This window comes from Streptomonospora nanhaiensis (genome assembly GCF_026642255.1).
Classification (GTDB): Bacteria; Actinomycetota; Actinomycetes; order Streptosporangiales; family Streptosporangiaceae; genus Nocardiopsis; species Nocardiopsis tropica.
In genome coordinates this window covers 3,925,036-3,947,744 of the sequence record NZ_CP113264.1, presented here as the reverse complement: position 1 = coordinate 3,947,744, position 22,709 = coordinate 3,925,036, and the positions used below count along the sequence as shown (strand labels likewise).

Here is a 22,709-nt window from a genome sequence, read left to right as displayed (position 1 = left end):
ACTCGCATCTTATCTGTGGCGCCCGGGTGAACCCCGGTGGCCGCGCAGTGGAGGAACAGTTCATGACGATCGACAAGATCGCTCTGGTGACCGGTGCGAATCGCGGCCTCGGACGCGGCGCGGCCACCGCTCTGGCCAGCCGCGGGGTTCGGGTCCTGGTCACCCACCGCGGTGATGCGGCCGGGGCCGAGAAGACGGTGGAACAGGTGCGGGCGGTGGGCGGGACCGCCGCTGTTCTCCGGCTCGACATCAGCGACGTCTCCTCCTTCGCGTCCTTCACCTGCGAACTGGGCGAGCAGCTGGAGCGCTGGGGTGCTTCGCGGCTCGACATCTTGGTCAACAACGCGGGCGTGGGGATCTTCGGACCGTTGGAGGACGTCACTGTCGACGACTTCGACACGGTGATGGGCACCAACGTCCGGGGCACGTTCTTCCTCGTCCAGTCACTCGTGCCGCTGCTTGCCCAGGGCGGCCGCGTCATCAACGTCTCGACGTCACTGACCCGCCACACCAGTCCCGCCACCTCGGTCTACTCGGCCTCGAAGGCCGCCGTCGAAGCCCTGAGCCGCACCCTCGCCGCAGAACTCGGCCCGCGCGGCATCCGGGTCAACTCCATCGCCCCGGGGCCGACCGCCACCGATTTCAACGGTGGAGCGATGCGGGACGACGCCGAGATGCGCCGGGGTCTGGCCGGACGGACCGCGCTCGGCCGCGTCGGCGAACCCGAGGAGATCGGCGACGCCATCGCCGCGCTGGCCTCCGAGGGCCTGCGCTGGGTCACCGCCCAGCGCATCGAGGTCTCCGGCGGCGCCCTCCTCTGAGCGACCGGGCGACGGCCTGGAAAGACGCAGGCAACGGGCCCCGGCTCACTCCCGGCCGGGTACGACAAGACCGCCGCCTCCTGCGAAGCGGCGGTCCCTCCCGCCCCGTTCCTGCCCTGGGCGAGACCTGTTCCAAGATGCACCCAAGGTGCACCGGCCCTGGGGACGGGGCGGCCAGGTGGCCTGTGCCGCACGTGCAGCCCGGCCGCCCGCCACGGGCGGCCGGGCGTGCGGGTCAGGAGGGCTCGGCGGTCGCGGTGCGCCGCACCTTCACGGCGGTGACGGTGCGCCCGCTGGTCTCGGCGACCTCGGCCTCCCAGTCGCCGAAGGAGACCTTCTCCCCGGGAGTCCTGGGGATGTGGCCCAGGATCGCGATGAGCAGCCCGGCGACGGTGACGTAGTCGCCCTCGGGGGGATCGTTCAGCGGCAGGTCCAGGTCGGACAGGTCGTGCACCGGGTAGGTGCCCGGCAGCGTCATGGTGCCGTCGTCGTTGGAGACCACGGTGCGGATGTCGGAGTCGGTCTCGTCGTAGATCTCCCCGACGATCTCCTCCAGCAGGTCCTCCAGGCTGACGATGCCGTCGATGCCGCCCATCTCGTCGACCACCACGGCCAGCTGCTGGTGTTCGGCGGTCATCCGGCGCAGGGCCAGGGAGACCACCAGGGAGTCGGGCAGCAGCATCGGCTCCCGCGCCAGCTCACCGGCCGCGCCCTCCCCGCGGACCAGGTCGGACCAGTGCACGACGCCGAGCACCTCGTCGAGGTCGTCGTCGGCGACGACGGGGGCGCGGGAGTGGCCGTGCTCGGCGAGCATGAGGGCGGCCTCCCCGGCCGGGGTGCGGGCCGGGATGGTGAAGACCTCGCCCCGCGGGACGACGACCTGGCGCAGCCGCCGGTCGTCGATCTCGAAGGCACCCGAGATGATGGTGCGCTGCTCGGCGGTCATGCCGCGCTGGGTGGCGAGCATCTCGCGCAGCTCCTCCTCGCCGATCTCCTCCTTGGCGGCGGTGGGGTCACCGCCGGTCAGGCGCACGACCAGGTTGGTGGAGGCGCTCAGCAGCCACACCACGGGACGCGAGAGCGCGGCCAGCAGGTCCAGGGGGCGCGAGACCACCAGGGCCCAGGTCTCGGCGCGCTGCATGGCGATGCGCTTGGGCGCGAGCTCGCCGAAGACCAGGGTGACGAAGGTCAGGACGATGGTGACCAGGACGACCGAGACCGGCGCGGCCGCGGAGCCGAGGAAGCCGAGCGGTTCGACCAGGGGCTGGGCCAGGGCCACGGCCGCGGTGGCCGAGGCCAGGAAGCCGGCCAGGGTGATGCCGATCTGGATGGTGGCGAGGAAACGGTTGGGGTCCTTGGCCAGGCGGGCCACGGCCCTGCCGCCGGGCCCCCGCTCCGCCAGCTGCTTGATCTGTCCTTCGCGCAGGGTGATCAGGGCGATCTCGCTGCCGGCGAAGAGGGCGTTGACCACGACGAGGACCAGGACGAGGCCGATTTGAACCCCGTAGCTCTCCATAACTGCTGTCGTCTCCGATGCTGCTGGTGAAATGTGTGGTTCCTGCCCGGTTCCGGGCCGCACAAGCCTCCCACAAACAGCAGTCGGCCCAGAAGGACCGCCGCGAACCTCCGGAGACGGGGCGGGCGGGGGCGTGACGCCCCGTCCGCCCCCACACCCCAGCGCGCCCCCGCCCCACGGCGCGTCGACGCACCGCGGGGCGACCTCGCGGTTACGCCGGCTTCGGCAGGGTGAGGATCTCGGCCCCGTCCTCGGTGACGGCGATGGTGTGCTCGCTGTGCGCGGTCCGGCAGCCCGTCTCGCTGCGCAGCGTCCACCCGTCGTCGTCGGTGACGAGCCGGGCGGTGTCCGCCATGACCCACGGCTCCAGCGCGAGCAGCAGTCCGGGGCGCAGCTTGTACCCGCGGCCGGGCCGCCCGGTGTTGGGGACGTGCGGGTCCTGGTGCATCGTCGAGCCGATGCCGTGGCCCCCGAACTCGGTGTTGATCGGGTACCCCGCCCCGCGCAGCACCTTGCCGATGGCGTGGGAGATGTCGCCGATGCGGGCCCCGGGCCCGGCGGCGGCGATGCCCGCGGCCAGTGCGCGTTCGGTCGCCTCGATCAGCGCGACGCTCTCCGGCGGCCGGGAGCCGCCCACGACGAAGCTGATGGCGGAGTCCGCGGCGACCCCTCCCAGGGAGACGGCGAGGTCGAGCGTCAGCAGGTCGCCGTCGGCGAGCGCGTAGTCGTGCGGGAGGCCGTGGAGCACCGCGTCGTTGACGGCGGTGCAGATGTAGTGGCCGAACGGTCCGCGTCCGAAGGACGGCGCGTAGTCGACGTAGCAGGACTGCGCGCCGGCCTCGGTGATCATCTCCTGGGCCCACCGGTCGATCTCCAGGAGGTTCGTGCCCACCGTGCTGCGGTCCCTCACCGTCCGCAGGATGTGGCCGACCAGGGCCCCTGTCTCTCTGGCCTGGGGCAGCTTGTCAGGGTCCAGGATCTCGATCATGCGGCGCCTTCCTCATGCAACCAATAACTATACCGTCCGTACTATACCGACTTCGGGGGCCGAACGAGGCCAGGCCGTTCCGCACACCCGCGGACAACGGCTGCGGGGAGGACGGCCACAGGATCCGGCGCCGGGAGCGGGGCTTGGTTCCGAAGCTCCTCACCCCCGGCAGCGGCCGGAAAGTGTCCCATACTGGTGCGCATGAAGGATTCATCCTCCCCCCGCCCCCTCGGCCCGCTCCGGGCCGTCGCGTTGGCTGCCGCGGTCCTGGTGGCCGGCGCCTGCTCTCCCCCCGCCCCCCAGGACGAACCGGGTCCCGCCGCCTCCGGCGAGCCGGCGTCCTCCGCCGACGCCGGTGAATCCTCCCGGGTCACCAGCCTGAACGCCGACTTCACCACGCAGGCCCAGCTCGTCGAAGGGCTCACCGCGGCCGTGCGGAACGTCGAGCGCACCCCGGACTCCAGGGGCGCCCCCTCCCTGGCATTCGACCTCACACTCACCAACGCCACGGGCCAACCCTTCGACGCCACCGGCGTCGCCGTGTTCGTCTTCCACGGCCCCGACAGCAAGGAGGCGTTGCCGGCCATCCTGGAGGTCGACGAGAGCGGCAACGGCACCCTGGCCCACTTCGACGCACCGATCCCCGACGGGCAGGAGGCGACCGTCACCTACGGGTTCGGCGTGTACCCCGACCACGAACAGGTGCTGATAGAGATCGTCCCCGAGGGTTCCGAAGGGTTGTACTTCAGCGGCACCGTCCCCACCTGAGAAAGTCCGCGGGGGACGCCGGTCCGCGCTCACGCGCCTGCGACGGCCGAACGGCGCCGTGGCCGGACCCCTGTGCGAGGGGAGGGACCGCCTCGGCCCTCCCCGGCGGGTCCGGCATTCTCCCGCACACCCCCGGCAAGGAGAACTGTTGAGTTACGACGTGGTGGCCCTGGTCGCGGAGAGGCCCGACGAGCCGGCGATCATCAACGCCCTTCGAGGCGTCGACCCGGAACTGCGGCTGCACCGGCACAAGGACACCGGCGTCCTGCAGATCCGCGACGGCGACGGCCGACTGCTGGCCACCCTCGAACCCGGGCAGCGGGTCGAGGCCGCGGGCGAGGTCGAGCGCCTGCTCGGCGCGGAGGTCGTGGCGGGTCTGCCCGACCGGTTCTGGTGGACGGAGGCCCGCGCTCGCCCCGACGAGCAGGGCCGCGAGGTGGCACACCGGCTCGCCGACCGGCTCGCCCTCACCCTCGGGGGAGCGGTGTGGACCTCGGGAGCGGCAGACTTCGGCCTGTGGGAGGAGTCCGAGCACCCGGCGGCCGAGCGCGCCGCGGCCAGGGCGGTCCTGGTCGCCCAGGACCGGGACGTGGTGCCCTTCTCCTCCTGGCTCAGCGACGCGGTGGCCACCCACGCCGGCCGCAAGACGCTCCAGGTGCTCACCCCGCCCACCGCACGGCTCACCTACGGCGTGCGCACCTTCCTCGCCGGGCCGCTGGGCCGCTGGGTCGTGCGCGGCCAGGACGGCGGCCACTACGACGGCCTCACCGGACTCGCCGTGCACTGGGACCACACCTACGGGTTCCTCGCCGACAAGGAGCCCTCCGGGCCGAACTGGGCGGCGAGGGAACCCGGCGCCGCGCCGGAGCCCGGGTTCCTCGTCGGCTTCGCCGAAGGCGCCGGGACACAGGTGGTCGTGGACGTGTCCGCCCTCCACCCGGGCCCCGCCGCCCCGCGCCCGGGCCGCGCCGCGGAGATCGTCGCCGAGCACCTGGCCGGGCACGCCCCGGCGGCCTGGGGCCCCCACGAGCCCGCGCTCCGGGAGTGGGACCGCGAGCGCATCGCCCGCTTCGCGGCCGAGCGCGGCCCCAGGGCGTCGATCCTCTACCTCGCCGGGCCGCTCGGCCGGGGGCAGCCGCTCGCCGGGCAGATCAGCCTCACCCACCGGGGCGGCCGCCTCCTGGAACGGGTCTCGATCGTGGCCGGGTTCGAGGAACGGGAGAGCGTCCCCTTCGGCGCGCTCCCGGACCTGGTGCGGGCCCTTGCAGCGGAAGGACTCCTGGAGAACCTGCGGGTACGCCATGTGCCGGGGCACAGCGACACCACCTGCGGACCCGTGTGGGCCGGACCCCCGACCCCGGTCGGAGTGGCCATCGGCCCCGACCGCCTGCGCGCGATCGGCCTCGGCCGCGCCCAGGCCGGACCCGTCAGGGGCACGCTCGTGGGGGAGGGCGAGGACCGGGCGCTCTGGTACCCCGTGGTGCAAGACGCCGCATCGCCCCTGAAGGGCCTGTGGCTCATGCAGCGCCAGACCGACTACCTCGCCTCGGCCTCCCCGGGGTGAGGGGCGGGCCGGAGCCGCCGCCGACAGCCGCCAAGACGGGTGGCGGCGCCACTCACGGGCTGCGCCGAGCGGGCGGCGGACACGGGTGCGGAGGACATGCCCCGTGCGGGGCCCGGCCGGTGTGACGCCCGGGTCCCGCACGGGAAGCCGGGATCAGCGCTCCATCAGGGCGAAGACCCCCCCAACCGAGGTACTCACGCGTGGCGCGCGCATAGCGGGCGGGCTCCGCGTCGAGCTCCTTCCGCACCTCGGGGGCCAGCTCGTCGTCCGGGTTCCGGTCGAGCCAACGGCGCAGGTTGAGCCACTGCGCCGCGGCGTACCGGTCCCAGCTGTCCTGGTCGGCCAGCACCATCTCCACGACGTCGTACCCCAGACCCTGGAACTGCCCGATCAGCTCCGGCAGCGACAGGAAATCGTCGATGCCGGCGGCGTTGCAGGCCCTGGCGGTCTCCTCGTCCGGAGGGGTCCGCCGCCAGTACGGCTCACCGATCAACATCAGGCCCCCCGGGGCGCAGGCTGCGGCCGAGCAGCTCGGCCGTCCCGGCGACGCCGTCACCGATCCAGGTGGCGCCGACACAGGCGGCCAGGTCGACCGGCTCGTCCGCGACATGGCCGGAGGCGTCGCCGTGGACGAACTCGACGCGGTCGTCGACGCCGAGCTCGACGGCGCGGGCCCGGGCCTGAGCGGTGAAGGCCGTGCTGATGTCGACGCCCGTGCCCGTGAAGCCCAGGTCGCGTGCCCAGGTGCACAGCATCTCGCCCGAGCCGCTGGCCAGGTCGAGCACCCGCGTCCCGGGGGCCAGGTGGAGCGCCTGACCCAGGGCGGCGAACTTGGCCGGGGTCAGCGGGTTGTGGATGCGGTGGCTGCTCTCGCGGATGGTGAAGATACGGGGAAGGTCCATGACCTGATTCCTTTCCGTCATGCCTTGAAGTTCGGGGACTGCTTGATGGCGCGTCGCAGGCGCGCGCCCTGCTTGGCCTGCCGGTTCATCTCGGCGCGCAGCCGCGCGTCGGTGCGGGAGGCGGCATGGGCGTTCTCGCGAAGCAGCCGGTGACAGCTGTCGGGGCGCCGCCCGGTGAGCCGGCCGTCCTCGACGGCGGCAGTCGGGGGGACGAGCACCGCGCGGGCGGGCCCGGTCTCGGCGACGACGTCGCACAGGCCGCGTGCGGTCCGCACCACGCGGCCCGGGACCGGTCCGCCGGCCCGCGACGGGGAGAAGGAGCGCTCGCGCTCCGCCTCCCAGCCGTAGTCGGCCGGTGTCAGGACGCGCTCGGGCGAAGGGGGAGCAGAGCGGTGTGAAGCGTGTTGACGAAACACAGTGGAGACCCTTGGAAAGGGGCCCCGCCGGACGGCAGGCGTGCCGGAACCACCCCTACGGGGGAGGAAGGCAGGCGAAGGTCAGGACGAGGCCCGGGAAGTGAGGATGGTCCGGGCACCGCGCACAGCGGTGGTCTCCACGACAGTCATCAACTCACCTCCTTCGGTCTCCGCAAGCGAACAGGTCGTCGCTGCGCCAGAAACTGTAGCATCCGATTCGACGAGCCCGGAGGGGAGTTCCGTCACCGGTTCCGGTACGTGCCCGCGAAGACCCGTACCCGGTGGAGCGTCCACCGGTTCCGTCGTCCCGCACCGGCCTGTACGGCGGCCGGGCCACGGGAGCTCGTCGGACAGGTCTCCCCTTCTCGGCGGAGGCGCCCACGAACGCCCCGGGCCCTCGTCGCCGCGGCACAGGAGAACGCCGTCGAGGTCGCGGCGTCGTCGCGGGGTGTTCGCGCGGTGGGCGCGGGGCGGTGAGACGGTGGTTGACGTCCATGGGCCCCGTGCCCGGGGCCGTGAACGAAAGGGAGGGTGTCGGTGGAAGAGGCGCTGGGACTGGTGTCGATCCTGTGCGGGGTGGTGGGGATCTCCGCGGCCTGCATCGCGGTGACCCGTTCGGGTTCCGACGGCCGACTGCCGCGTGACGGGGCGGTCGGGATCCGTACACGGCACACCACGGCCTCCGAGGCGGCATGGCGGGCCGGTCACACCGCGGCCCTGCCCCTGGTGGCCACGACCGCCTGGGTCGCCGCCGCCACCGCCGTGCTCGCGGTCCCGGCCCAGCTCTGGTTCGGTGGAGGATGGGGCGTCGTCGCGGGGCTGTGCGGCATGGCCTGCGAGGTCATCGTGCTCGTGCGTGCGACGATGACGGCCGATCGGGCCGCCCGGAGAGCCTCCTGACGCAACGCCCGACACAGCAGCCCCACCGAGAGGACTTCCGATGCGCAGCGTGATCTCTTCGATGGGCGTCTCACTCGACGGCTACATCGTCGGGCCGGACGGCGGCTTCGCCTGGACGGAGCCCGGTGACGAGGTCTTCCGCTTCGTCACCGACGAGACACGCGGGATCGGCGTCTACCTGTTGGGGCGGCGGCTCTACGAGACGATGCTGTACTGGGAGACCGCCGACCGGGATCCATCGCTCGACGCTCCGACGCTCGAGTGGACCGAGCTCTGGACGTCCCTCCCCAAGGTGGTCTTCTCCACCACGCTGTCGGCGGTACAGGGCCGTGCCCGCCTGGCCTCCGGCGGTCTGGCGGAGGAGGTCGAGCGGTGGCGGGCCGAGCCTGGAGAGGGCGACATCGCGATCGGCGGCGCGACGCTCGCGGCCGAGGCGGCCGAACTGGGTCTGATCGACGAGTACCGGGCCAGGGTCCACCCGGTGCTGGTCGGCGGCGGGATCCCCTTCTTCCCCCGACGCGAGCGCCGGGTGGATCTCGAACTCGTCGAGAACCGCACCTTCGATTCGGGGGTCGTGTACGTCCGCTACCGCGTGGTGCGTCAGCGCCACCACGGGGCCCCCTCGTCCGGTCAGCGGGCAGACGTGTAGAGGCCGCGGTCCCTCCGCGAGCGGCGCGGCGTGCGCCCGGCCACCCGGCGCACCCGCACCGCGATGGAGCACGACCGCCGGGGTCCGGAGCCGGGCACCTGTCGGACAGAACGGCGCGGAACCAACTCCTGAGCCACAGCGTCACAAGCCTTTGATGAGAACTGAAGAGAAGGCGGTGGCCCCGTGAGCCACATGCAGGACGCACTCGTGCTGACCCCGAGCCGTCGCAGGGTCTGGACCAGGCTGGCCGTCGCCGCGGTGCCCCTCGTGACGGCGACCATCGGCATCTGGGTGAAGGCCGGGCCCGTGGCCGGCCTCATCGCGGGCGCCCTGTTCGCCGTGATGGTCGTGCTGCTCCTGCTGCACACGCGCCGCTCCAGCATCGTCCTGACCCCGTACGAGTTCATCGAGAAGGGGCTGGGCTTCCAGCGGCGCCGTCCCAGGGGCCGCATCGCCCGCCTGGTCCGCGCGAACGTCGTCGTGCCCCGCTCGGGTGCCAACGAGACCCTGTACGTGCTCGACGCCGACAACGACGTGGTGATCAGGCTGTACGGCGCGAACTACACGTCCCAGGACGTGGACCGCCTGGTGGAGGCGCTCGCCGTGCCGTGCGAGGGCCCCGACCGGCCGGTCACCTACGCCGAACTGGCCAGGACCCACCCGCACGTCCTGTCGTGGGTCGAGCGGCACCCCGTTCTGATGACCCTGACGATCCTCGGCGTCCTGCTCCTGCTCGTCGCGGTGTTCGTCCTGTCCATGCTCCTGCTGGATATGACGGGGTACGTGTAGGACCGGTCCGGGAAGGGCGCGCGACCAGAAGGCCGGCCGGGGCCGCGGGGCAGGGCGCCCCCGGCGGTCACGCACGGGAATCGAGACGGTGGGAGCGCGGAGGCCTCGGCCCCTGCTCCTTCCCGGCCCCTCTCGTCCGCCTCCCCGGTCGGGGAGCGCCCCGACCGACGGCGGTGCGGGGGCGGCGGGGCGCTACGGCCGCCCGCCCAGCCCCGCCTAGCACCGCGCCGCTCAGCCCCTGCCCGACCGGGACGGCCGGTAGGTCGACTCCCGCGGGAGTCGGCGACGATCAGGGTGAACGCCCGGGCGATCCTGTCGGCGAGGTCGCCGTCGGCGGGGCGCAGCACGGCGGGAGGCCCTGTCGACGGGAGGGACGGGGGCGCCCTTTGTCACTGGGGCTCAGTAGCGTCGCGCCCATGTCGCACACCGCGTACACCTACGCCTATCTGCGGCCCTCCGCGGTGCACAGCACCGCGACGGGGGACACGCTCAGCCTCCAGACCTCCGGGGGGACCACCCCAGCGGGACGGGCCGGCCGCCCGCGGTTCTTCGCAGGCTTCCTGACGAACCCCCAGGTCGCCGCGGCCGGTCTGCTGAGCGTCGCCGACACCGCCGCCGCCCGCTACCACCGGCCGCAGAACAGGGCGTCGCTCGACCCGGTGGTCACCGGGAACGGCGACCGGCTCCGGTTCGAGTCGTTCTCCGGCTGCTGCGGGGTGTACGCACGGCTCGACCTGCTGGACGAGGCCCTCGACGGCGACGACATCAGGCACGGCACGACCAACGTCGACGTCAACGCCCCCCTTGCCGACGCCCTGGGCCGCGTCGGACCGGGCGACCCGCTGCACCTGGAGGTCGGCCCCGACGAGCTGGCCGTCACCACCTTCGACGGGCCGGTGGTGGAGAAGAAGGTGCCGCTGCCCGACCGCTGGCTGCGCGGCTTCGCCGAAACACAGGTCATCGCCTCGGGGTTCGACCTACGCGCCGAACTCGCCGCCGCCGACGCCGTCCGCTTCCTCCGGTCGCTGCCCCGCCCCAACGCCGCCCGGGGCGCGTCGCGCGGGGCCCTCTGGGCGGTGCCGTCCGGCCGCACGCTGCGCACCACCGCGCGCGCGGTCCCCGGGGCCGTGTGTCTCGCGGGCCCGGAACGGCTCGCCCCGCTGACGCGCGTGCTGCGCCACGCCACGGGACTGCGCATCCACGGCCCCCGCGTCGCCGCCGGAAGCGCCCCCGTGGCGAGCGCGTGGGAGGTCCTCCTCCCCGGGATGCGCCTCACCCTCACCCTGTCCCCGGACACCGCACGCGGGTTCTCCGGTGAGGGCGGTGTCCTCGACACCCTGGCGGCGGAGGATTCGACCGACGACGCCGACCTGGTGTCGGTTCTGCTCGCCTGGGAACCCACCGTCGACGTCGGAGACCTGGCCGCGCAGTCAGGACTCACCCCCGAGCGTGTACGGGCGGCGCTCACCCGCCTGGGCACGGCCGGACGCATCGGCTACGACGTGTCGGAGGCGGCGTACTTCCACCGCGAACTGCCCTACGAGACCGGGCGGGCCGAGCGCCACAACCCCCGGCTGAGGGCCGCCCGGGCCCTGGTCGAGGCGGGCTCGGTCCGCTTCGACGGTGACGAGCCCGCCACGGTCACCGTCGACGGCCGCGTCCACCGGGTCCGGTCCGCGCAGGGGCGCCTGACGTGCACCTGCCAGTGGTGGGCCGAGTACCGCGGAGGACGCGGCCCGTGCAAGCACGTCCTCGCCGTCCGCATCGCCCGCCCCCTCACCCCTGCCGACCACCCACCGGAGCCCCGATGACCGACCGCCCCGCCTACGACATCCCCGACACCGCCACCCCGGGCGTGCGAGCCGTGCTGCACGCCGTACGCGAGGGCCGCGGGGAAGACGTCTGCCAACTGCTCGCACCTCTCGCCGACGCCGAGCGCCGCACATGCCTGCCGGTGCTCAAGACCTGGCGCAGGTCGGTGCGCAACAACTGGGGGCCCGAGCACCTGGCGGTGCGCACGGCTCTGTTCTACGCCGGCGCGGGATGCTCCACCGGTACGGCCGACGCGGCGCAATGGATCGCGAGCCCCGATCTGCGCTGGGGCGACCACGACACAGCGCTGGTCGTCTCCGTGGTCGCCCATCGCGGACCGGAGTGGCTGGCCAAGGTCGTCCACCGGCTGGCGGAACGCCGCACCGTGGCCGAGGAGGAGTATCCCCTGATCGCCCTGCTGGCACGGGCCGCGGGCTGCGAGCTTCCCGCGACCGACGGCGTCGTCCTGGGCTGGGAGCAGAGCATCGGCGGCTGGGGCCGCTCGATCGAGGACGACCTGCGCAAGGACCCGTGGCTGACCGTCATGGTCCCGCGGCTGTTCGAGGTGCCCGGGACCGGATCGAGCTTCCAGTACTCCTGGCCGAACGATGCGGGCTGGCCGAACGCACTGGCCCGGCTCGCCGGGGAAGGACTGCTCGACCGGGCGATGCTGCTCGACGGCTGCCTGTCGCGGCTGCTGCGCGAGCCCCGGACCGGCACGGTGCGGGGCTTCCTCGCCCTGTTGACCGCGCTGGACCCGACCGAGGACGAGCACGCGGCACGCCTCCTCACGTGGGTACGGATACTGCCCGACGCGCACCCGCAGGCGGCGGCGCGCGCCCAGCAGGCACTGGCCGTGCTGGACGAGGCGGGCCGACTGGACGACGAGCACCTGATCGAGGCATCGCTGGCCGCCCTGGTCCGTCCCGAGAAGAAGATCGTGCGGACCCAGCTGACCCTCCTCGACAAGGCGATCAAGCGCGACCGGTCACGCGCCGACGTCCTGCTCCCCGTCGTCGCCGAGGCGTTCGGCCAGGAGGAGCACAGCCTCCAGGAGCGCGCCCTGGCCCTGGCCGTGCGCCACAGCCGGCACGCGGACGCCGCCGTGCTCGCCGGGCTGGCCGCAGACTCCGGCAGGCTCGCCCTGGATCTGCGCCGACGGGCCGCGGACGCGTTCGGCGACGCCGTTCCCACGGAGGCTCCGGAGGAGAGCGGGGATGCCCCGCTGCCGCCCGCACCGGAGCCCGAGCGGCTGGCGCCGCCCGCGCCCACCGCCGAGCTCGCCGAGGACGTGGCGGCGCTGCTGCACGGCAACGGCACCCCGGCCCAGGAGGAGCGTGCGCTGAACGCACTCGTGGTGCACGCCCGCGCCGATGCGGACGGCCTGCGCGCGGCCCTCGAACCGGTCGCGGCACGCCACCGCGAACGCGTGCCGTACGTGAACGCCTCCGACGGTCTGTGGTTCGTCGTCCACACCGCCGTGTACGGTCTCCCGCCGCGGAACCTGGACTACATCCGCTCCCTGGTCGAGGGACACCAGTGCCCGCACCAGGCGACCGGATCCATCCGCTTCCTGCGCGCGGACGAGGTCGCCGTACGGCTGCACCGCGACCCCCCGCCGGGCCTGCTGGCCACGCCCACCTGGTCGACGGGGACGATCGACCCCGCGGACCTGGCGGCGCGGATCGCCGACTACGAGCGCTCCGGCGCCGAACCCGGGCCGGTCGACCTCCAGCAGGCGCTGCTGCGTCTGGACCGCGACGTCTCGCCGGAGGCGCACACGGCCGCCGGGCGCCTCACGTCCCCGGCGGGGCGTCGGCTCGCGTCCTGGCTCGCCTCGGGCGGACTGCCCGATCCCGTCCTCACCCGCACCGCCGAACCGCTGCGCCTGCGCTCGCCCCGCCCCGGCGTCCTGGTCCGTACCGCGGCCCTCCCCGGGCACGCCGAATGGCCCGAGCCGTTCCAGTCCCTGCTCGCCGAGCACGACCCCGTCGGCAGCCCGTGCAGGTGCCACGGCGGAGGGGAGTGCTCCGCTGAGGCGCTGGCGATCCTGCCTCAGCACCGGGAGGTCATCGCGGGGCGCATGCTGGTGTCCGTCGCGATCCTCGCCGAGTACGACCGACTCGACGAGCACGCGCCGGTGCTGCCCGCCCTCGCGGAGTCGGGCGGCCCGGCCGGGCCCGCGACCCACCTCATCATGGCCTACGGTCTGGGAGCCCGCCGCCCGGAGTCGCAGATGCACGCCGTGGACGCGATCCTCACCCTGGCCGCCCGCGGCCAACTGGACACGCAGCGCCTGGGCGAGGACGTCGGCGAACTCACCGTCCTGCGCCGGCTCAAGGCGCAGCGCTACGCGAAGGTCCTGCGTGAGGTTTCCCGCGGCGGGGGGCACGACCTGGTGTGGTCCCTCCTGTCGGCGTCCCTGCCCGTCCTGCTGCGGGGTGCCCCGCCGTCCGGCCTGGCGGCCGTGATCACCCTGGCGGCGGACTGCGCGGAGCTCTCCGGGGCCAAGGGCCCCGAGATACCGTGTATCACCGAACTGGCGTCCCGCCCGGGATCATCGCAGCTGGTCAAACAGGCCCGGCGCATCCGCGACATGATCACGGCACCGTAGCGCGTGTTCGGGCGGGGGTGGCGGGACCGAAGGCGGTTTGCCCAGCGGGCCCGTCACCTACGCCGAGCCGGCCAGGACCCGTCCACACGTCCTGTCGTGGGTCGAGCGGCACCCCGTTCTGCCGGCCCGGGTGGTCGTCGGCGTCCTGCTCCTGTTCCTCGCGTTGTTCGTCCTGGTCATGCTTCTGCTGGACGTGACGGGGTACGTGTAGGACCCGCCCCGCGGGGGTGGGGGACCGCAGCCCCTGCGGGTCCGTGGGGGAACACCCGCCGGCCGGGCCCACCGGGCGCACCCGGCTCCGGAGCCGGTGCCGAGAGGAACCCCTGCCCCCGCGTGTTCCTTCCCGGCCGACCGCCGGGTCGCGCCCTGCCCACCCGGACCGGGAGGCCCGGTGGACACGCACAGACCCCTGCGCACCCCTTCATCAGCAGGAAGGATCCTGTCGCCCGCGGATTCCGTCGAGGAGGAAGGCGGTGCGGCGGTCGTACGCGTCCCGGGGCGGGCGGGCGCCGTGTTTGAGCGCGAGTGCGTTGTCGACGACGAGCGCGTGGAGGTCGTCCGGCGTGAACTCGGGCCGCAGGGTTCCGGAGGCGTGACCCGCGGCGACGAGTTCGCCGTTGATCTCGCCCGCGGCCCGGCAGATGTCCATGAGCTGCTGTGAATGGGGAAATTCCTGCAGCAGGACGTCGTTGGCGGTGGGCTGGCGGTACTGCAGGTCCCGGATCGCGGTGATGTAGTACGCGACCCTCTCCCCGGCGCCGTCGAGGGCCCGTGTCCGGTCGATGGCGGCGTAGAGCTCGTTCGCGACGACTTCTTCGATGACGGCCTCGATGAGTCCGACCCGGCCGCCGAACCGGTTGAAGATCGTCGCCTTGCTCACCCCGGCCGCCCTGGCCACCTCCTCCAAAGGCACGCTCAGTCCCCGCCCCTGGAAGGCGCCGATCGCGGCGCGGCGGATCTGCTCCGCGTTGCGCCGGGCGTCGGCGCGCAGCCGAGGCCTCGCGGGTGTCGCACCGGTCATGGTCCCTGCCGTTCCTCGCTGACGCCACCGTAAGTTGACTCTTGGGGTCAGTTTATCTACGGTCGACGGCGGACGCGAAACTGACCGCGCTGGTCAACTTATGCGGAAGTCCGCCACCGGGCCGGACACCAGCGCTGACGCCCAGGGAAGGCCACGAACATGATCGTCGTCACCGGTGCCACCGGCACCCTCAACGGAGCCACGGTCGAGCACCTCCTCAAGCGCCTGCCGGCCGACAGGATCGGCGTCAGCGCGCGCGACGTCGCCAAGGCCCAGCACTTCGCCGACCGCGGCGTGCGCGTACGGCAGGGCTCCTACGAGGATCCGGCCGCTCTGCGCGACTCCTTCGCCGGCGCCGACCAGGTGCTCCTGGTGTCCGGGAACGACCCGGCGGCCGACATGGTGGGTCTGCACCGCAACGCGATCGAGGCGGCCGTCGAGGTCGGCGCCCGGAGGATCCTGTACACGAGCCAGCAAGGCGTTGCGACCGACGGCCCGTACCCTCCGGCGGCCATTCACGCCGCCACCGAGACGATCCTCGCCGATGCGGGGGTCGCATGGACCTCCCTGCGCTACGGCTTCTTCTCCCACAGCTTCGCCCCCCTGCTCGGGCCGTGGCGGGAGACCGGGGTGATCGCCGCACCGGCCGACGGACCCGTCCCGTGGACCGCCCCCGCCGACCTGTCCGAGGCCACGGCGGCCCTCCTCTCCGGTGAGCGCTCCTTCGACGGAGCCGTCACCCTGATCGCCGGTGAGGCCGTCACCCTCGACGACTTCGCCGGGATCGCCTCCGAACTCAGCGGCCGCTCCGTCGAGCGTGTCGTCGTCGACGACGAACAGTGGGTGACCGACCAGACGGCGGACGGTGTTCCGGAGCAGGCGGCCCGCTTCATGCTCACCATGTTCCGTGCGACCCGTGAGGGCTACTTCGCGCAACAGGACCCGCTGCTGGCCGAACTCCTGGGCCGTGAACCCCGCGGCGTCGCCGACCGGCTCGCCGAGCAGATCGGGGCCTGAAGGGCTCGGAGCGGGGCCGAGGAGGACGTCGTGGACCGGGCTCCCCGGCCGCCGGCCGCGGGCGACCGGGGCGCCCGTGTCCGCCGGAGCGCCGGACCACGTCGTCGAGCGCGCAGGTGCTCCGGCGTGCCCGGTGCGGAGCCGGTCCATCGGTCCGAGGTCCCTTCGCGGTGCCACTGCGTCACGGGACAGCCGTGCCCCGAGACGGTTCTTTGACATCCGAGGTCGCGCACAGGCCCTTTCCCGTGCAGCGGCTCCGTCCTCGACGAGCGGTGCGACCCGGGGTAGTGGCGAGAGGGCTCGTCTTCGCCAAATATCAACAAGAGTGACTCAAGTCACCCTCTTGGTTCATGTGGTGACAATGCAGAACATCCGGCCTGCTCAGGTCGATTCCGGTGGCCGTGGGGACGGCGTTCGAGGTGGAACAAAGCCCCTGAGGAAAGTCACTGCATGTAGGCATACTGCAACTGCAAACCCTCAAAGGCAGGTGCAGCACTGACAAAGAGGAGAAAAGCCGGGCGAATGAAGTTCGAGCTGGTAGACCCCCCAGAGCAACCCCCCACCCCCGGAGAACTCCCCGGCCCCTCCGCCGCGAGCCAGGACCGGCAGGAACAGGCCGCGTCCTCCTCGGCCCCCGAGCACCCCGACGCCCTCCTCCCACCGGTCCGGGAACGCATGAACACCGCGGTCGAAGGCGTCCGCGCCTCGCTCGACCAGCTCAGGGCCCGCGTCGCGGACAAGAGCATGGCCGAGGCCGCACGTGCGGCTGCCCAGGTTCGCGACGCCGACGCCGGCACCGCCTTCCACCCGCACCGGTTCACCGCCCGCACACAGGCGGGTGAGCGATGAGCCGGTGGGACATCGACGTCCACGGTGTGGCGCTGACCCTGACCGACTTCAGCACCCAGCTGGGCCTGGACGGCGAGGGCTTCTCCGCCACCATCGACACCACCGCCGACGGCATCGACATGGCCCTGACCAACGCCAAGAGCCCCCCGGTCGAAGCGGCCCTGGGCGGGTTCCTCGGCCACTTCACGACCCAGACCAACGCCATGTTCACCCGCAGCCTCTCCTGCCTGCAGGGCGCCAACGACGCGACCCTCGCCTACGACCAGGGACAGGAGGAGATGGCCGCCGAAGCCCAGAGCCAGGCCGGCACCGGCTTCAACCTCGACCTGGGACCCGACGCCCCCGCCACCCCCGGAGGACCGCGGTGACCTTCGAGCCCACCCAGCCCCAGGACGGGGTGGACCCGAACATGTTCACCCTCATCGACCCCGAGGCCATCCCCTACCCCCTGACCGACGTCTGGTCGCTCAACTACGCCGCCGAGACACTGCGCACCGGCGGGGAGAACCTCCTCGGCGGCGCCGAGGACATGCACTCCACCTGGGCAGGACTACAGGCCCACTACGTCGCGCCGGAGAGCGAGACGCTCTTCGCCGCCATGGACCCGGTGGTGACCCGCGGCGAGGACATCCAGAGCGACCTGGCCACCGTCGCCGACGCCCTGGAGGAACTGGCCGAGGCCGCCTCGACGGCGCGTTCTTCGCTCAACACCCTCAGGATCGAGGCGCAGTCGTTCTGGAACAAGCACCACGACAAGAAGGTGTGGTGGCTGGACAAGGACGACGAGACCGACGAGTGGGCCCTTCAGGAGAACATCCGGCTCAAGGACGGCGTCAACACGGCCTGGGCTGCGTTCAACGAGGCCGAGAACGCCTGCGCCACACGGATCTCCGCCCTCTTCGGCGGACCCTCCTACGCCTCGCCCGATCAGGCGGGCGGGGACGACGTGCTCGTCTACGGGCTGCCCACCGACGCGGGTGAGCGCGAGGCCCCGGGGTTCGACGAGACCTTCATGGACCCGGCCAACGACTTCACCGCGTGGTTGGGCACCGAATTCCACCCCTCCATGGCGAGCTTCTCCAACAGCACCGACCAGGCCGCCTGGGACATCCTCGTGGTCGACGGACTGTGGGGGTCTGCGGTGGGGCTGGCCTCGCTGTCCGGCCTGTGGCACCCCCAGGGCGGATGGCAGATCACCCCCAGCGGGCGCTGGGAGAACGCCAAGAACACCGTCAAGGACGGATGGATGGACGCGATGACCTTCATCGGCGTCCACGACGAACAGGGATGGGTGGCCGATGGCGCCGAGGGCACCAGGTGGGACCGCTGGACCACCAACATCGGCGCCAGCTGGGACCAAGCGGTGGAGGGGCACACGGCCTGGTCCAGGCGTGAGGAGGACCCGGAGTACACCGGTTCCACCAGCGTCCTCAACACCGCGCTGATGACCGTGGGCATCCCGCTCAAGATCGGCACGACCGTGCTGACGCTCGGGCCGGGCGGAGAGGCGATCACCCCCTCCAACCGGGACGGTTCCTACTCCGACGGCAACGGCCAGTCCTCCCAGACCGGCGGGCGCCTCCCGGTGGGCCCGAGCAGCCCGCTGCCCCAGCGCCTGGAAGAAGGAAGCACGCCGATCGGCGAGCGCTTCCGGCATGACCTCACCCTGCTCCGGGAATCGCTCCTGGACCCCGACCAGTACCGCAACACGCCCGCACCCCGGCCGGATGCGCCCTCCCCGTCCCCGAACCGGCCGGTGGTCGGCGACGGCGGCGACCAGCCCTCCCCGACCGCACACCAGCGCGGCGACACCCCGCAGGGTCAGGGAGAGGGCCCTTCGCCCGACCGCCCCCGTGCCGAGGACACGGACACTCCCAGAAGGCCTGACCAGGACACCGAAGCCCTCGCGCCGACCACCCTCCCGGACACCGAAGGACAGCGCGGCGACAACGCGGAGCAACGAGCCGAGGACGGTCCCGAACAGCGTCCTACGAGTCGTACGGACGATGAAGGAACCGACGGTCAGGGCGACGACCGCCCCGTGCGGCGTGACGACGCTCCGAGAGAAGAACCCGCACGTCCGGAAACCGCCACCGGCGATGGTGAGGGCGGCGGAGACCAGCCGCCCCGGGACCGCACCGCCACCGGTGGGGATGATGGCGAAAATGCTGACTCAGGTGAGGAGAATATTTCTCCTCCCTCTGATCCAGACTTGGAAAGAAGGCTCGATAAGGCAGAAAAAGCCGAGAATGGTCTTCGTGATGCGAATTTGTCTGAAGAGGAGATTCTTGCCCTCCGTGGAGATCATCCCCGTGATGGAGACCAGTGGCAGCGTGTCGCATCGGCTCTCAGTCAGAAGTTTGGGGGAGGTGTGGCAAACGATATGCATCCGAGAGCCACTCGCTTTGCCATGGAGGGCGCCGAAAACCCGCGAGAATTCGCCTATCGATACGAGTACTTCAAGGCCACTTTTGACGAATTGGCAACTGAACTCCAGGAAAGTGGAGTAAGCAAGAGGGATTCGCAGAGAAATGTGGCGTCCGAGATGACAGATGATTTTGTTGCTCAACGCCTGGAGCAGGACCATGCTGCGGTCGAACAGAAAAGGCCCGATCAGCCAGCTCGAGTAGATACAGAATTGCCGCCCGAAGAATTCGAGCAGGCAATCCGAGGTCAGGCTGGCAATATCGGCATGGGTCACCAGACGTCCACTGCCTACCATGCTCGGAAGCACTATGATGAGATTCAGCCGTGGGAGCAGGGAGGTAGTATTGTAGATGACTATATGGATAGTGCGGAGGAGACGATCCGGAACGGAGAGATTCGTAGCCGGGAGCCACTTGACGGTGGTGGTGAGAGATTGGAAATAGTAAGACCGAAGCTTGACTTGGACGGGAATCAGGCAATCGACAAGAGAAAGAAAAAAGAAGTATTCTTGAGGGCGATAGTGATTGTCAAGGAAGACGGTTCTATAGTCATGCCGACATACGGCAACACGGTCTTCAAAGACTAGTTCAACTGGGGGAGTTTATGTCTCAAGAAGACATGATAAAAATTATTGAAAAACTTGAAAAGAAAAAAGGCAAAAAAGAGGCGGTGTTGGAAGTCGGCTCGGTGCTCGACTCTCTGCCTTCTGTCTATGTCGAATTGAAGAGTAGCCCCGTTTCTGTTGATATTTCAGAAGGCTTCAGGGCTTCCTTCTCCAGGCTTTTGGTGAATGAGGATAACCTAGGGGGCTTGAGGGCCTATGTTGGAAAGTGTTCCAACTATGCCGAGCGTGGTCGCCTAGATGGTTTTGAAGTGGCGTGCTGGATGCGCTCTGTGCTGCAAATACTCGACGATGAGTTCATGGATTGGGATAGTGTTGGTCCAACAAGTGTAGAAGTTACCTTCCATGAGGATCTTGAAGATATAGATGAAATCATCAAGGATGTTTCTGATGAAGCTCCGCCTGTGCGGAGTTCGGATATTCCAGACTGGGTTCCCGAAGGGTACTGGTGGTGGAGTTCCCCAGTTCGACAAGATATGAGTGAAGAAGAAAAAAGAACACGGCTTGAATATGACCATCTCGATGGTGTGTACGATGAATGACAATGTCTGATTTTTCTCTGAATTTTATCCCCTTTCTTCCTGCTCTCTTTTGGTGTTCCCTGGTCTGAGGTCGGTGCAGGTGAAGTCATATCGAAATATTCAGCGCGGAGCAGACGTATCGGAGAGTAAGGATGCGTACGATATTTATCGTAGTCACCTTCCATCTGCGCAGATGAGACCCTCGATTGATTGCTTGGATCACCCTGTTGGTGGTATGCCCGCACTCCAGGGCTTGAGCGAACCGGAACAGCTCTGTAGGCGCCACTATGAGAAGTCGCCGCTGTGATCGAAGACCTTCTACTGCTCAGGAGTTTCCTTGTCTTCTGACCCCACTCCCGGAGAGATCGCCGCTGCGCGGTTGCGTGCAGACCCCAGCCTGGTACAGCGACGTCTGGACCAGGATCTGGCTGCGATAGCAACGCTCGGACGTAGCGGAGTGCGTATAGAATCCGACGCAGATTCGGCTGCTGTGTGTGAGAAGCTTCGTTCTTACGCGAACATGCTGACGTTCGATTCCCCCGTCAACGCCGCGACGCAGACCAAACGCCGACTTGTTGAACTGCCTTTTACGGAACGCAGGGACGGCACGCCCGTCCGTGCATTCCACGCGTCGGCGTCCACAACAGTGCGAGAAGGAGCTGTGGTCAGCGACATTGCGGACTCCCACGGGTCACGCGTCCTGACCTTCCACCGAGCGGCGGCCGACACCGAGCTGGCTGCCGTGACCTTGTCGGCACGGGTGCGCGTGGAGACCGACGGGGCGGCCAACTTGGACGGTTACGGCTGGCCGGCGCCCCCCACCGAGCCCGTGCACACCTTCAGCGGAAGCGGACACGAGCTGATCTTCCAAGCCGCAGCCGATCTGGCCGACCAACACGTCCCGCTCGACCGGGCACTTCTCCTTCTCTGGGGAGCCACGCTCCAGGGAGGGACGCCTACCCAGGGCGAGAGGCTTCGCATTGCCGAACTCGCCGCGGCTCGAACGGGGGAGATCAACGCCTACCTCGGCCAGACCGACACCTACGCGCTGATGTCCGAGGGAGAGGGCTGGTACGGAGCCTGCCTGTATCGCTCGGCTCTGGAGAACCTGTTCGAGATCTATCTCGGCAGTCTGACTTTCACCTTGCTGGACGCCGAAGACATTGACGACACCGACGAGGAGCTCCGGACGAACCTGTCAGGCGTGCGAGGTGCTGGCACCGCGGTCCCCGAAGGCGTTCCCGTGAGTCACTGGTGGTGGGAGATGGCCACGAACGGATAGTTAACTCTCCTATATCCGCAGGGATGCCCATAAGGTGGAAGGTGAATGGTGGGCGAGCTGTTTCGTGCTCCCATTGAGGTTGGGTCTTGGTCCTGGGATATTGATTTTCAGGGGTGGCCAGGGGTTCAGGCCGCGCGGGCCTGCTCCGAACTCCACGGCTCTCCGTTGCCGATGGCAGCTCGGTCCTCGACCGGGGGCGTCCGTGCGGTGGACCTGCACCACGGGTAGGAGCAGGCCTCCTGCTCGTAGGATGTGCCGCTGTTCCTCTCGTCGTGCCCCGCGTCGCGCACGGCCGGGTTCGTCGGCATGACCACTGATCGCGGGCGGCCCTCAGAGTCCGAGCCAGGTGTGCAGGCGGTTCGCCAGCCAGGCGGGGTTCTGCAGCGGGAGACCGTGTCCGCATCCCTCGACGATCTCCAGCTCGCTGTGGGGGAGGGCCCGGCGCAGCGTCTCGGCCGACTTCCTCATGAACGTGCGCTCCCCGGCCCCGGCGAGAAGGAGCGCCTCACCGGGGAAGGCCGACCACCCCGCGGGCACGGTGAAGCGGATGTTCTCGCCGACGGCCGCGAGCAGCGTGCCCCTGGACACGGTCGAGGAGGTGCGGAGGTAGTCGTCGAGGAGCTCGGGCGGGATGAAGAGCTCCTTCGCCTGCAGCCGGGCGAACCTTTCGTGCTTGGCCAGCCCGGCGGTCGCACCGAGCAGGGCGAGGACCAGGCGCGGGGCCGGTGAGGGGACGGCCTGCGCGCTCACGGCCGCGACCCGGTCGACCAGGTCCGGCCGGCGGGCGGCGAGCAGGACCGCCAACTGCGCGCCGAGGGAGAACCCGACGACCGCGGCGGGCGTCGCCGCCTCCTTCTCGAGCAGCGACTCCAGTTCGGCGACCGCCTGCTCGTGCGAGCGGTAGGCCGTGTCGGCGCTGCGGTCGTGTCCGGGAAGATCCGGTACGAGGAGCCGGAGCCCCGGGTCCAGGTGCGCCCTCAGGGGCTCCCACATCCACCCTGCGACGCCGCCGCCGTGCAGGAGCAGCACGGGTCTGTCCTCCACGCGGCCGAATGTCCTCATGTACACGTGCGTTCTCATTCCCGGAGGGCGGAGCGGTCGGGCGCCGGGGGTGATCCGCCGGGCTCGAAGGTCGCGGCCATTATCGCGTCGGAGCCGCACTGCCGGACCAGGACCTGTCCCGAGTTCTGATCACGAGGGGGCGTTCGCCCCTCGAAGGAGTGCCCGGAGG

At 70.5% G+C, this 22,709-nt stretch carries 23 protein-coding genes; 15 read left to right on the top strand and 8 right to left on the bottom strand.

Going from position 1 to position 22,709, the window contains the following annotated elements; translation table 11 throughout:
- The first annotated feature begins 62 nt into the window (after window positions 1-62).
- The gene (locus OUQ99_RS17120; RefSeq protein ID WP_267944763.1) at window positions 63-821 is read left to right on the top strand and encodes an SDR family NAD(P)-dependent oxidoreductase; all 759 of its coding nucleotides are present in this window, start codon (window positions 63-65) and stop codon (window positions 819-821) included.
- A gap of 235 nt (window positions 822-1,056) precedes the next feature.
- On the opposite strand, the gene OUQ99_RS17115 is transcribed toward OUQ99_RS17120, so the two are convergent.
- Together OUQ99_RS17115 and map are read right to left on the bottom strand one after the other, a co-directional pair.
- Window positions 1,057-2,337, bottom strand: coding sequence for a hemolysin family protein (locus OUQ99_RS17115; RefSeq protein ID WP_267944762.1), 1,281 nt, complete (start codon window positions 2,335-2,337; stop codon window positions 1,057-1,059).
- 211 nt (window positions 2,338-2,548) lie between these two features.
- Window positions 2,549-3,325, bottom strand: coding sequence for a type I methionyl aminopeptidase (map, locus tag OUQ99_RS17110; protein ID WP_267944761.1), 777 nt, complete (start codon window positions 3,323-3,325; stop codon window positions 2,549-2,551).
- 201 nt (window positions 3,326-3,526) lie between these two features.
- On the opposite strand from map, the gene OUQ99_RS17105 reads away from it, so the two are divergent.
- The gene (locus tag OUQ99_RS17105) at window positions 3,527-4,093 is read left to right on the top strand and encodes a hypothetical protein (RefSeq protein ID WP_267944760.1); all 567 of its coding nucleotides are present in this window, start codon (window positions 3,527-3,529) and stop codon (window positions 4,091-4,093) included.
- A gap of 148 nt (window positions 4,094-4,241) precedes the next feature.
- A complete protein-coding gene (locus OUQ99_RS17100; RefSeq protein WP_267944759.1) occupies window positions 4,242-5,657 on the top strand; it encodes a DUF6177 family protein in 1,416 nt (471 codons plus the stop codon).
- 52 nt (window positions 5,658-5,709) lie between these two features.
- Here OUQ99_RS17100 and OUQ99_RS17095 read toward each other — a convergent pair whose 3' ends face one another.
- Genes OUQ99_RS17095 through OUQ99_RS17085 form a run of 3 tightly spaced genes read right to left on the bottom strand, consistent with a single transcriptional unit; the run spans window position 5,710 to window position 6,975 of the window.
- Entirely contained in the window at window positions 5,710-6,153 is a 444-nt protein-coding gene (locus OUQ99_RS17095) for a hypothetical protein (RefSeq protein ID WP_267944758.1), read from the bottom strand.
- On the bottom strand, window positions 6,140-6,559 hold the full coding sequence (locus tag OUQ99_RS17090) for an SAM-dependent methyltransferase (RefSeq protein ID WP_267944757.1): 420 nt from the start codon (window positions 6,557-6,559) through the stop codon (window positions 6,140-6,142). The genes OUQ99_RS17095 and OUQ99_RS17090 overlap by 14 nt, the downstream gene beginning before the upstream one ends.
- A gap of 17 nt (window positions 6,560-6,576) precedes the next feature.
- Window positions 6,577-6,975 carry a hypothetical protein gene (locus OUQ99_RS17085; RefSeq protein ID WP_267944756.1) on the bottom strand — a complete coding sequence of 133 codons (399 nt, stop codon included), beginning with the start codon at window positions 6,973-6,975 and terminating at the stop codon, window positions 6,577-6,579.
- Between the two features lie 537 nt (window positions 6,976-7,512).
- Here OUQ99_RS17085 and OUQ99_RS17080 point away from each other — a divergent pair.
- From OUQ99_RS17080 to OUQ99_RS17055, 6 genes are all read left to right on the top strand, one after another.
- Window positions 7,513-7,875 (top strand): SdpI family protein, encoded by a 363-nt coding sequence (locus OUQ99_RS17080; RefSeq protein ID WP_267944755.1) that lies wholly within the window; start codon window positions 7,513-7,515, stop codon window positions 7,873-7,875.
- Between the two features lie 40 nt (window positions 7,876-7,915).
- Window positions 7,916-8,524 (top strand): dihydrofolate reductase family protein, encoded by a 609-nt coding sequence (locus tag OUQ99_RS17075; RefSeq protein ID WP_267944754.1) that lies wholly within the window; start codon window positions 7,916-7,918, stop codon window positions 8,522-8,524.
- Between the two features lie 183 nt (window positions 8,525-8,707).
- On the top strand, window positions 8,708-9,313 hold the full coding sequence (locus OUQ99_RS17070; RefSeq protein WP_431061425.1) for a hypothetical protein: 606 nt from the start codon (window positions 8,708-8,710) through the stop codon (window positions 9,311-9,313).
- 416 nt (window positions 9,314-9,729) lie between these two features.
- Window positions 9,730-11,124 carry an SWIM zinc finger family protein gene (locus OUQ99_RS17065; protein ID WP_267944753.1) on the top strand — a complete coding sequence of 465 codons (1,395 nt, stop codon included), beginning with the start codon at window positions 9,730-9,732 and terminating at the stop codon, window positions 11,122-11,124.
- Window positions 11,121-13,739, top strand: a complete 2,619-nt coding sequence (locus OUQ99_RS17060; protein WP_267944752.1) for a DUF6493 family protein — start codon at window positions 11,121-11,123, stop codon at window positions 13,737-13,739. Before OUQ99_RS17065 ends, OUQ99_RS17060 begins: the two co-directional genes overlap by 4 nt.
- A gap of 37 nt (window positions 13,740-13,776) precedes the next feature.
- Window positions 13,777-13,950 (top strand): hypothetical protein, encoded by a 174-nt coding sequence (locus OUQ99_RS17055; protein WP_267944751.1) that lies wholly within the window; start codon window positions 13,777-13,779, stop codon window positions 13,948-13,950.
- A gap of 213 nt (window positions 13,951-14,163) precedes the next feature.
- Here OUQ99_RS17055 and OUQ99_RS17050 read toward each other — a convergent pair whose 3' ends face one another.
- Window positions 14,164-14,760: a TetR/AcrR family transcriptional regulator gene (locus OUQ99_RS17050; RefSeq protein ID WP_267944750.1), complete on the bottom strand. Its 597-nt coding sequence runs from the start codon at window positions 14,758-14,760 to the stop codon at window positions 14,164-14,166.
- A gap of 159 nt (window positions 14,761-14,919) precedes the next feature.
- Between OUQ99_RS17050 and OUQ99_RS17045 the strand changes: the two genes are divergently transcribed.
- The 6 genes from OUQ99_RS17045 (at window position 14,920) to OUQ99_RS17020 (ending at window position 21,478) form a co-directional block, all read left to right on the top strand.
- Window positions 14,920-15,777, top strand: a complete 858-nt coding sequence (locus tag OUQ99_RS17045) for an NAD(P)H-binding protein (RefSeq protein WP_267944749.1) — start codon at window positions 14,920-14,922, stop codon at window positions 15,775-15,777.
- A 522-nt stretch (window positions 15,778-16,299) separates the two neighbouring features.
- Window positions 16,300-16,626 carry a cell envelope biogenesis protein TolA gene (locus OUQ99_RS17040; RefSeq protein ID WP_267944748.1) on the top strand — a complete coding sequence of 109 codons (327 nt, stop codon included), beginning with the start codon at window positions 16,300-16,302 and terminating at the stop codon, window positions 16,624-16,626.
- Entirely contained in the window at window positions 16,623-16,994 is a 372-nt protein-coding gene (locus tag OUQ99_RS17035; protein ID WP_267944747.1) for a DUF6507 family protein, read from the top strand. The genes OUQ99_RS17040 and OUQ99_RS17035 overlap by 4 nt, the downstream gene beginning before the upstream one ends.
- On the top strand, window positions 16,991-19,639 hold the full coding sequence (locus OUQ99_RS17030; RefSeq protein WP_267944746.1) for a hypothetical protein: 2,649 nt from the start codon (window positions 16,991-16,993) through the stop codon (window positions 19,637-19,639). Before OUQ99_RS17035 ends, OUQ99_RS17030 begins: the two co-directional genes overlap by 4 nt.
- 17 nt (window positions 19,640-19,656) lie before the next feature.
- Window positions 19,657-20,217 (top strand): hypothetical protein, encoded by a 561-nt coding sequence (locus tag OUQ99_RS17025; RefSeq protein WP_267944745.1) that lies wholly within the window; start codon window positions 19,657-19,659, stop codon window positions 20,215-20,217.
- A 499-nt stretch (window positions 20,218-20,716) separates the two neighbouring features.
- Window positions 20,717-21,478, top strand: coding sequence for a hypothetical protein (locus OUQ99_RS17020; protein WP_267944744.1), 762 nt, complete (start codon window positions 20,717-20,719; stop codon window positions 21,476-21,478).
- Between the two features lie 125 nt (window positions 21,479-21,603).
- On the opposite strand, the gene OUQ99_RS17015 is transcribed toward OUQ99_RS17020, so the two are convergent.
- A complete protein-coding gene (locus OUQ99_RS17015; protein ID WP_267944743.1) occupies window positions 21,604-21,786 on the bottom strand; it encodes a hypothetical protein in 183 nt (60 codons plus the stop codon).
- A 22-nt stretch (window positions 21,787-21,808) separates the two neighbouring features.
- A complete protein-coding gene (locus OUQ99_RS17010; protein WP_267944742.1) occupies window positions 21,809-22,522 on the bottom strand; it encodes an alpha/beta fold hydrolase in 714 nt (237 codons plus the stop codon).
- Between the last annotated feature and the right edge of the window lie 187 nt (window positions 22,523-22,709).

Coding starts and splice junctions, on each gene's coding strand:
- OUQ99_RS17120 (WP_267944763.1), top strand. CDS start 63: ATGACGATCGACAAGATCGCTCTGGTGACCGGTGCGAATCGCGGCCTC.
- OUQ99_RS17115 (WP_267944762.1), bottom strand. CDS start 2,337: ATGGAGAGCTACGGGGTTCAAATCGGCCTCGTCCTGGTCCTCGTCGTG.
- map (WP_267944761.1), bottom strand. CDS start 3,325: ATGATCGAGATCCTGGACCCTGACAAGCTGCCCCAGGCCAGAGAGACA.
- OUQ99_RS17105 (WP_267944760.1), top strand. CDS start 3,527: ATGAAGGATTCATCCTCCCCCCGCCCCCTCGGCCCGCTCCGGGCCGTC.
- OUQ99_RS17095 (WP_267944758.1), bottom strand. CDS start 6,153: ATGTTGATCGGTGAGCCGTACTGGCGGCGGACCCCTCCGGACGAGGAG.
- OUQ99_RS17090 (WP_267944757.1), bottom strand. CDS start 6,559: ATGGACCTTCCCCGTATCTTCACCATCCGCGAGAGCAGCCACCGCATC.
- OUQ99_RS17075 (WP_267944754.1), top strand. CDS start 7,916: ATGCGCAGCGTGATCTCTTCGATGGGCGTCTCACTCGACGGCTACATC.
- OUQ99_RS17065 (WP_267944753.1), top strand. CDS start 9,730: ATGTCGCACACCGCGTACACCTACGCCTATCTGCGGCCCTCCGCGGTG.
- OUQ99_RS17060 (WP_267944752.1), top strand. CDS start 11,121: ATGACCGACCGCCCCGCCTACGACATCCCCGACACCGCCACCCCGGGC.
- OUQ99_RS17050 (WP_267944750.1), bottom strand. CDS start 14,760: ATGACCGGTGCGACACCCGCGAGGCCTCGGCTGCGCGCCGACGCCCGG.
- OUQ99_RS17045 (WP_267944749.1), top strand. CDS start 14,920: ATGATCGTCGTCACCGGTGCCACCGGCACCCTCAACGGAGCCACGGTC.
- OUQ99_RS17040 (WP_267944748.1), top strand. CDS start 16,300: ATGAAGTTCGAGCTGGTAGACCCCCCAGAGCAACCCCCCACCCCCGGA.
- OUQ99_RS17035 (WP_267944747.1), top strand. CDS start 16,623: ATGAGCCGGTGGGACATCGACGTCCACGGTGTGGCGCTGACCCTGACC.
- OUQ99_RS17025 (WP_267944745.1), top strand. CDS start 19,657: ATGTCTCAAGAAGACATGATAAAAATTATTGAAAAACTTGAAAAGAAA.
- OUQ99_RS17020 (WP_267944744.1), top strand. CDS start 20,717: ATGCTGACGTTCGATTCCCCCGTCAACGCCGCGACGCAGACCAAACGC.
- OUQ99_RS17015 (WP_267944743.1), bottom strand. CDS start 21,786: ATGCCGACGAACCCGGCCGTGCGCGACGCGGGGCACGACGAGAGGAAC.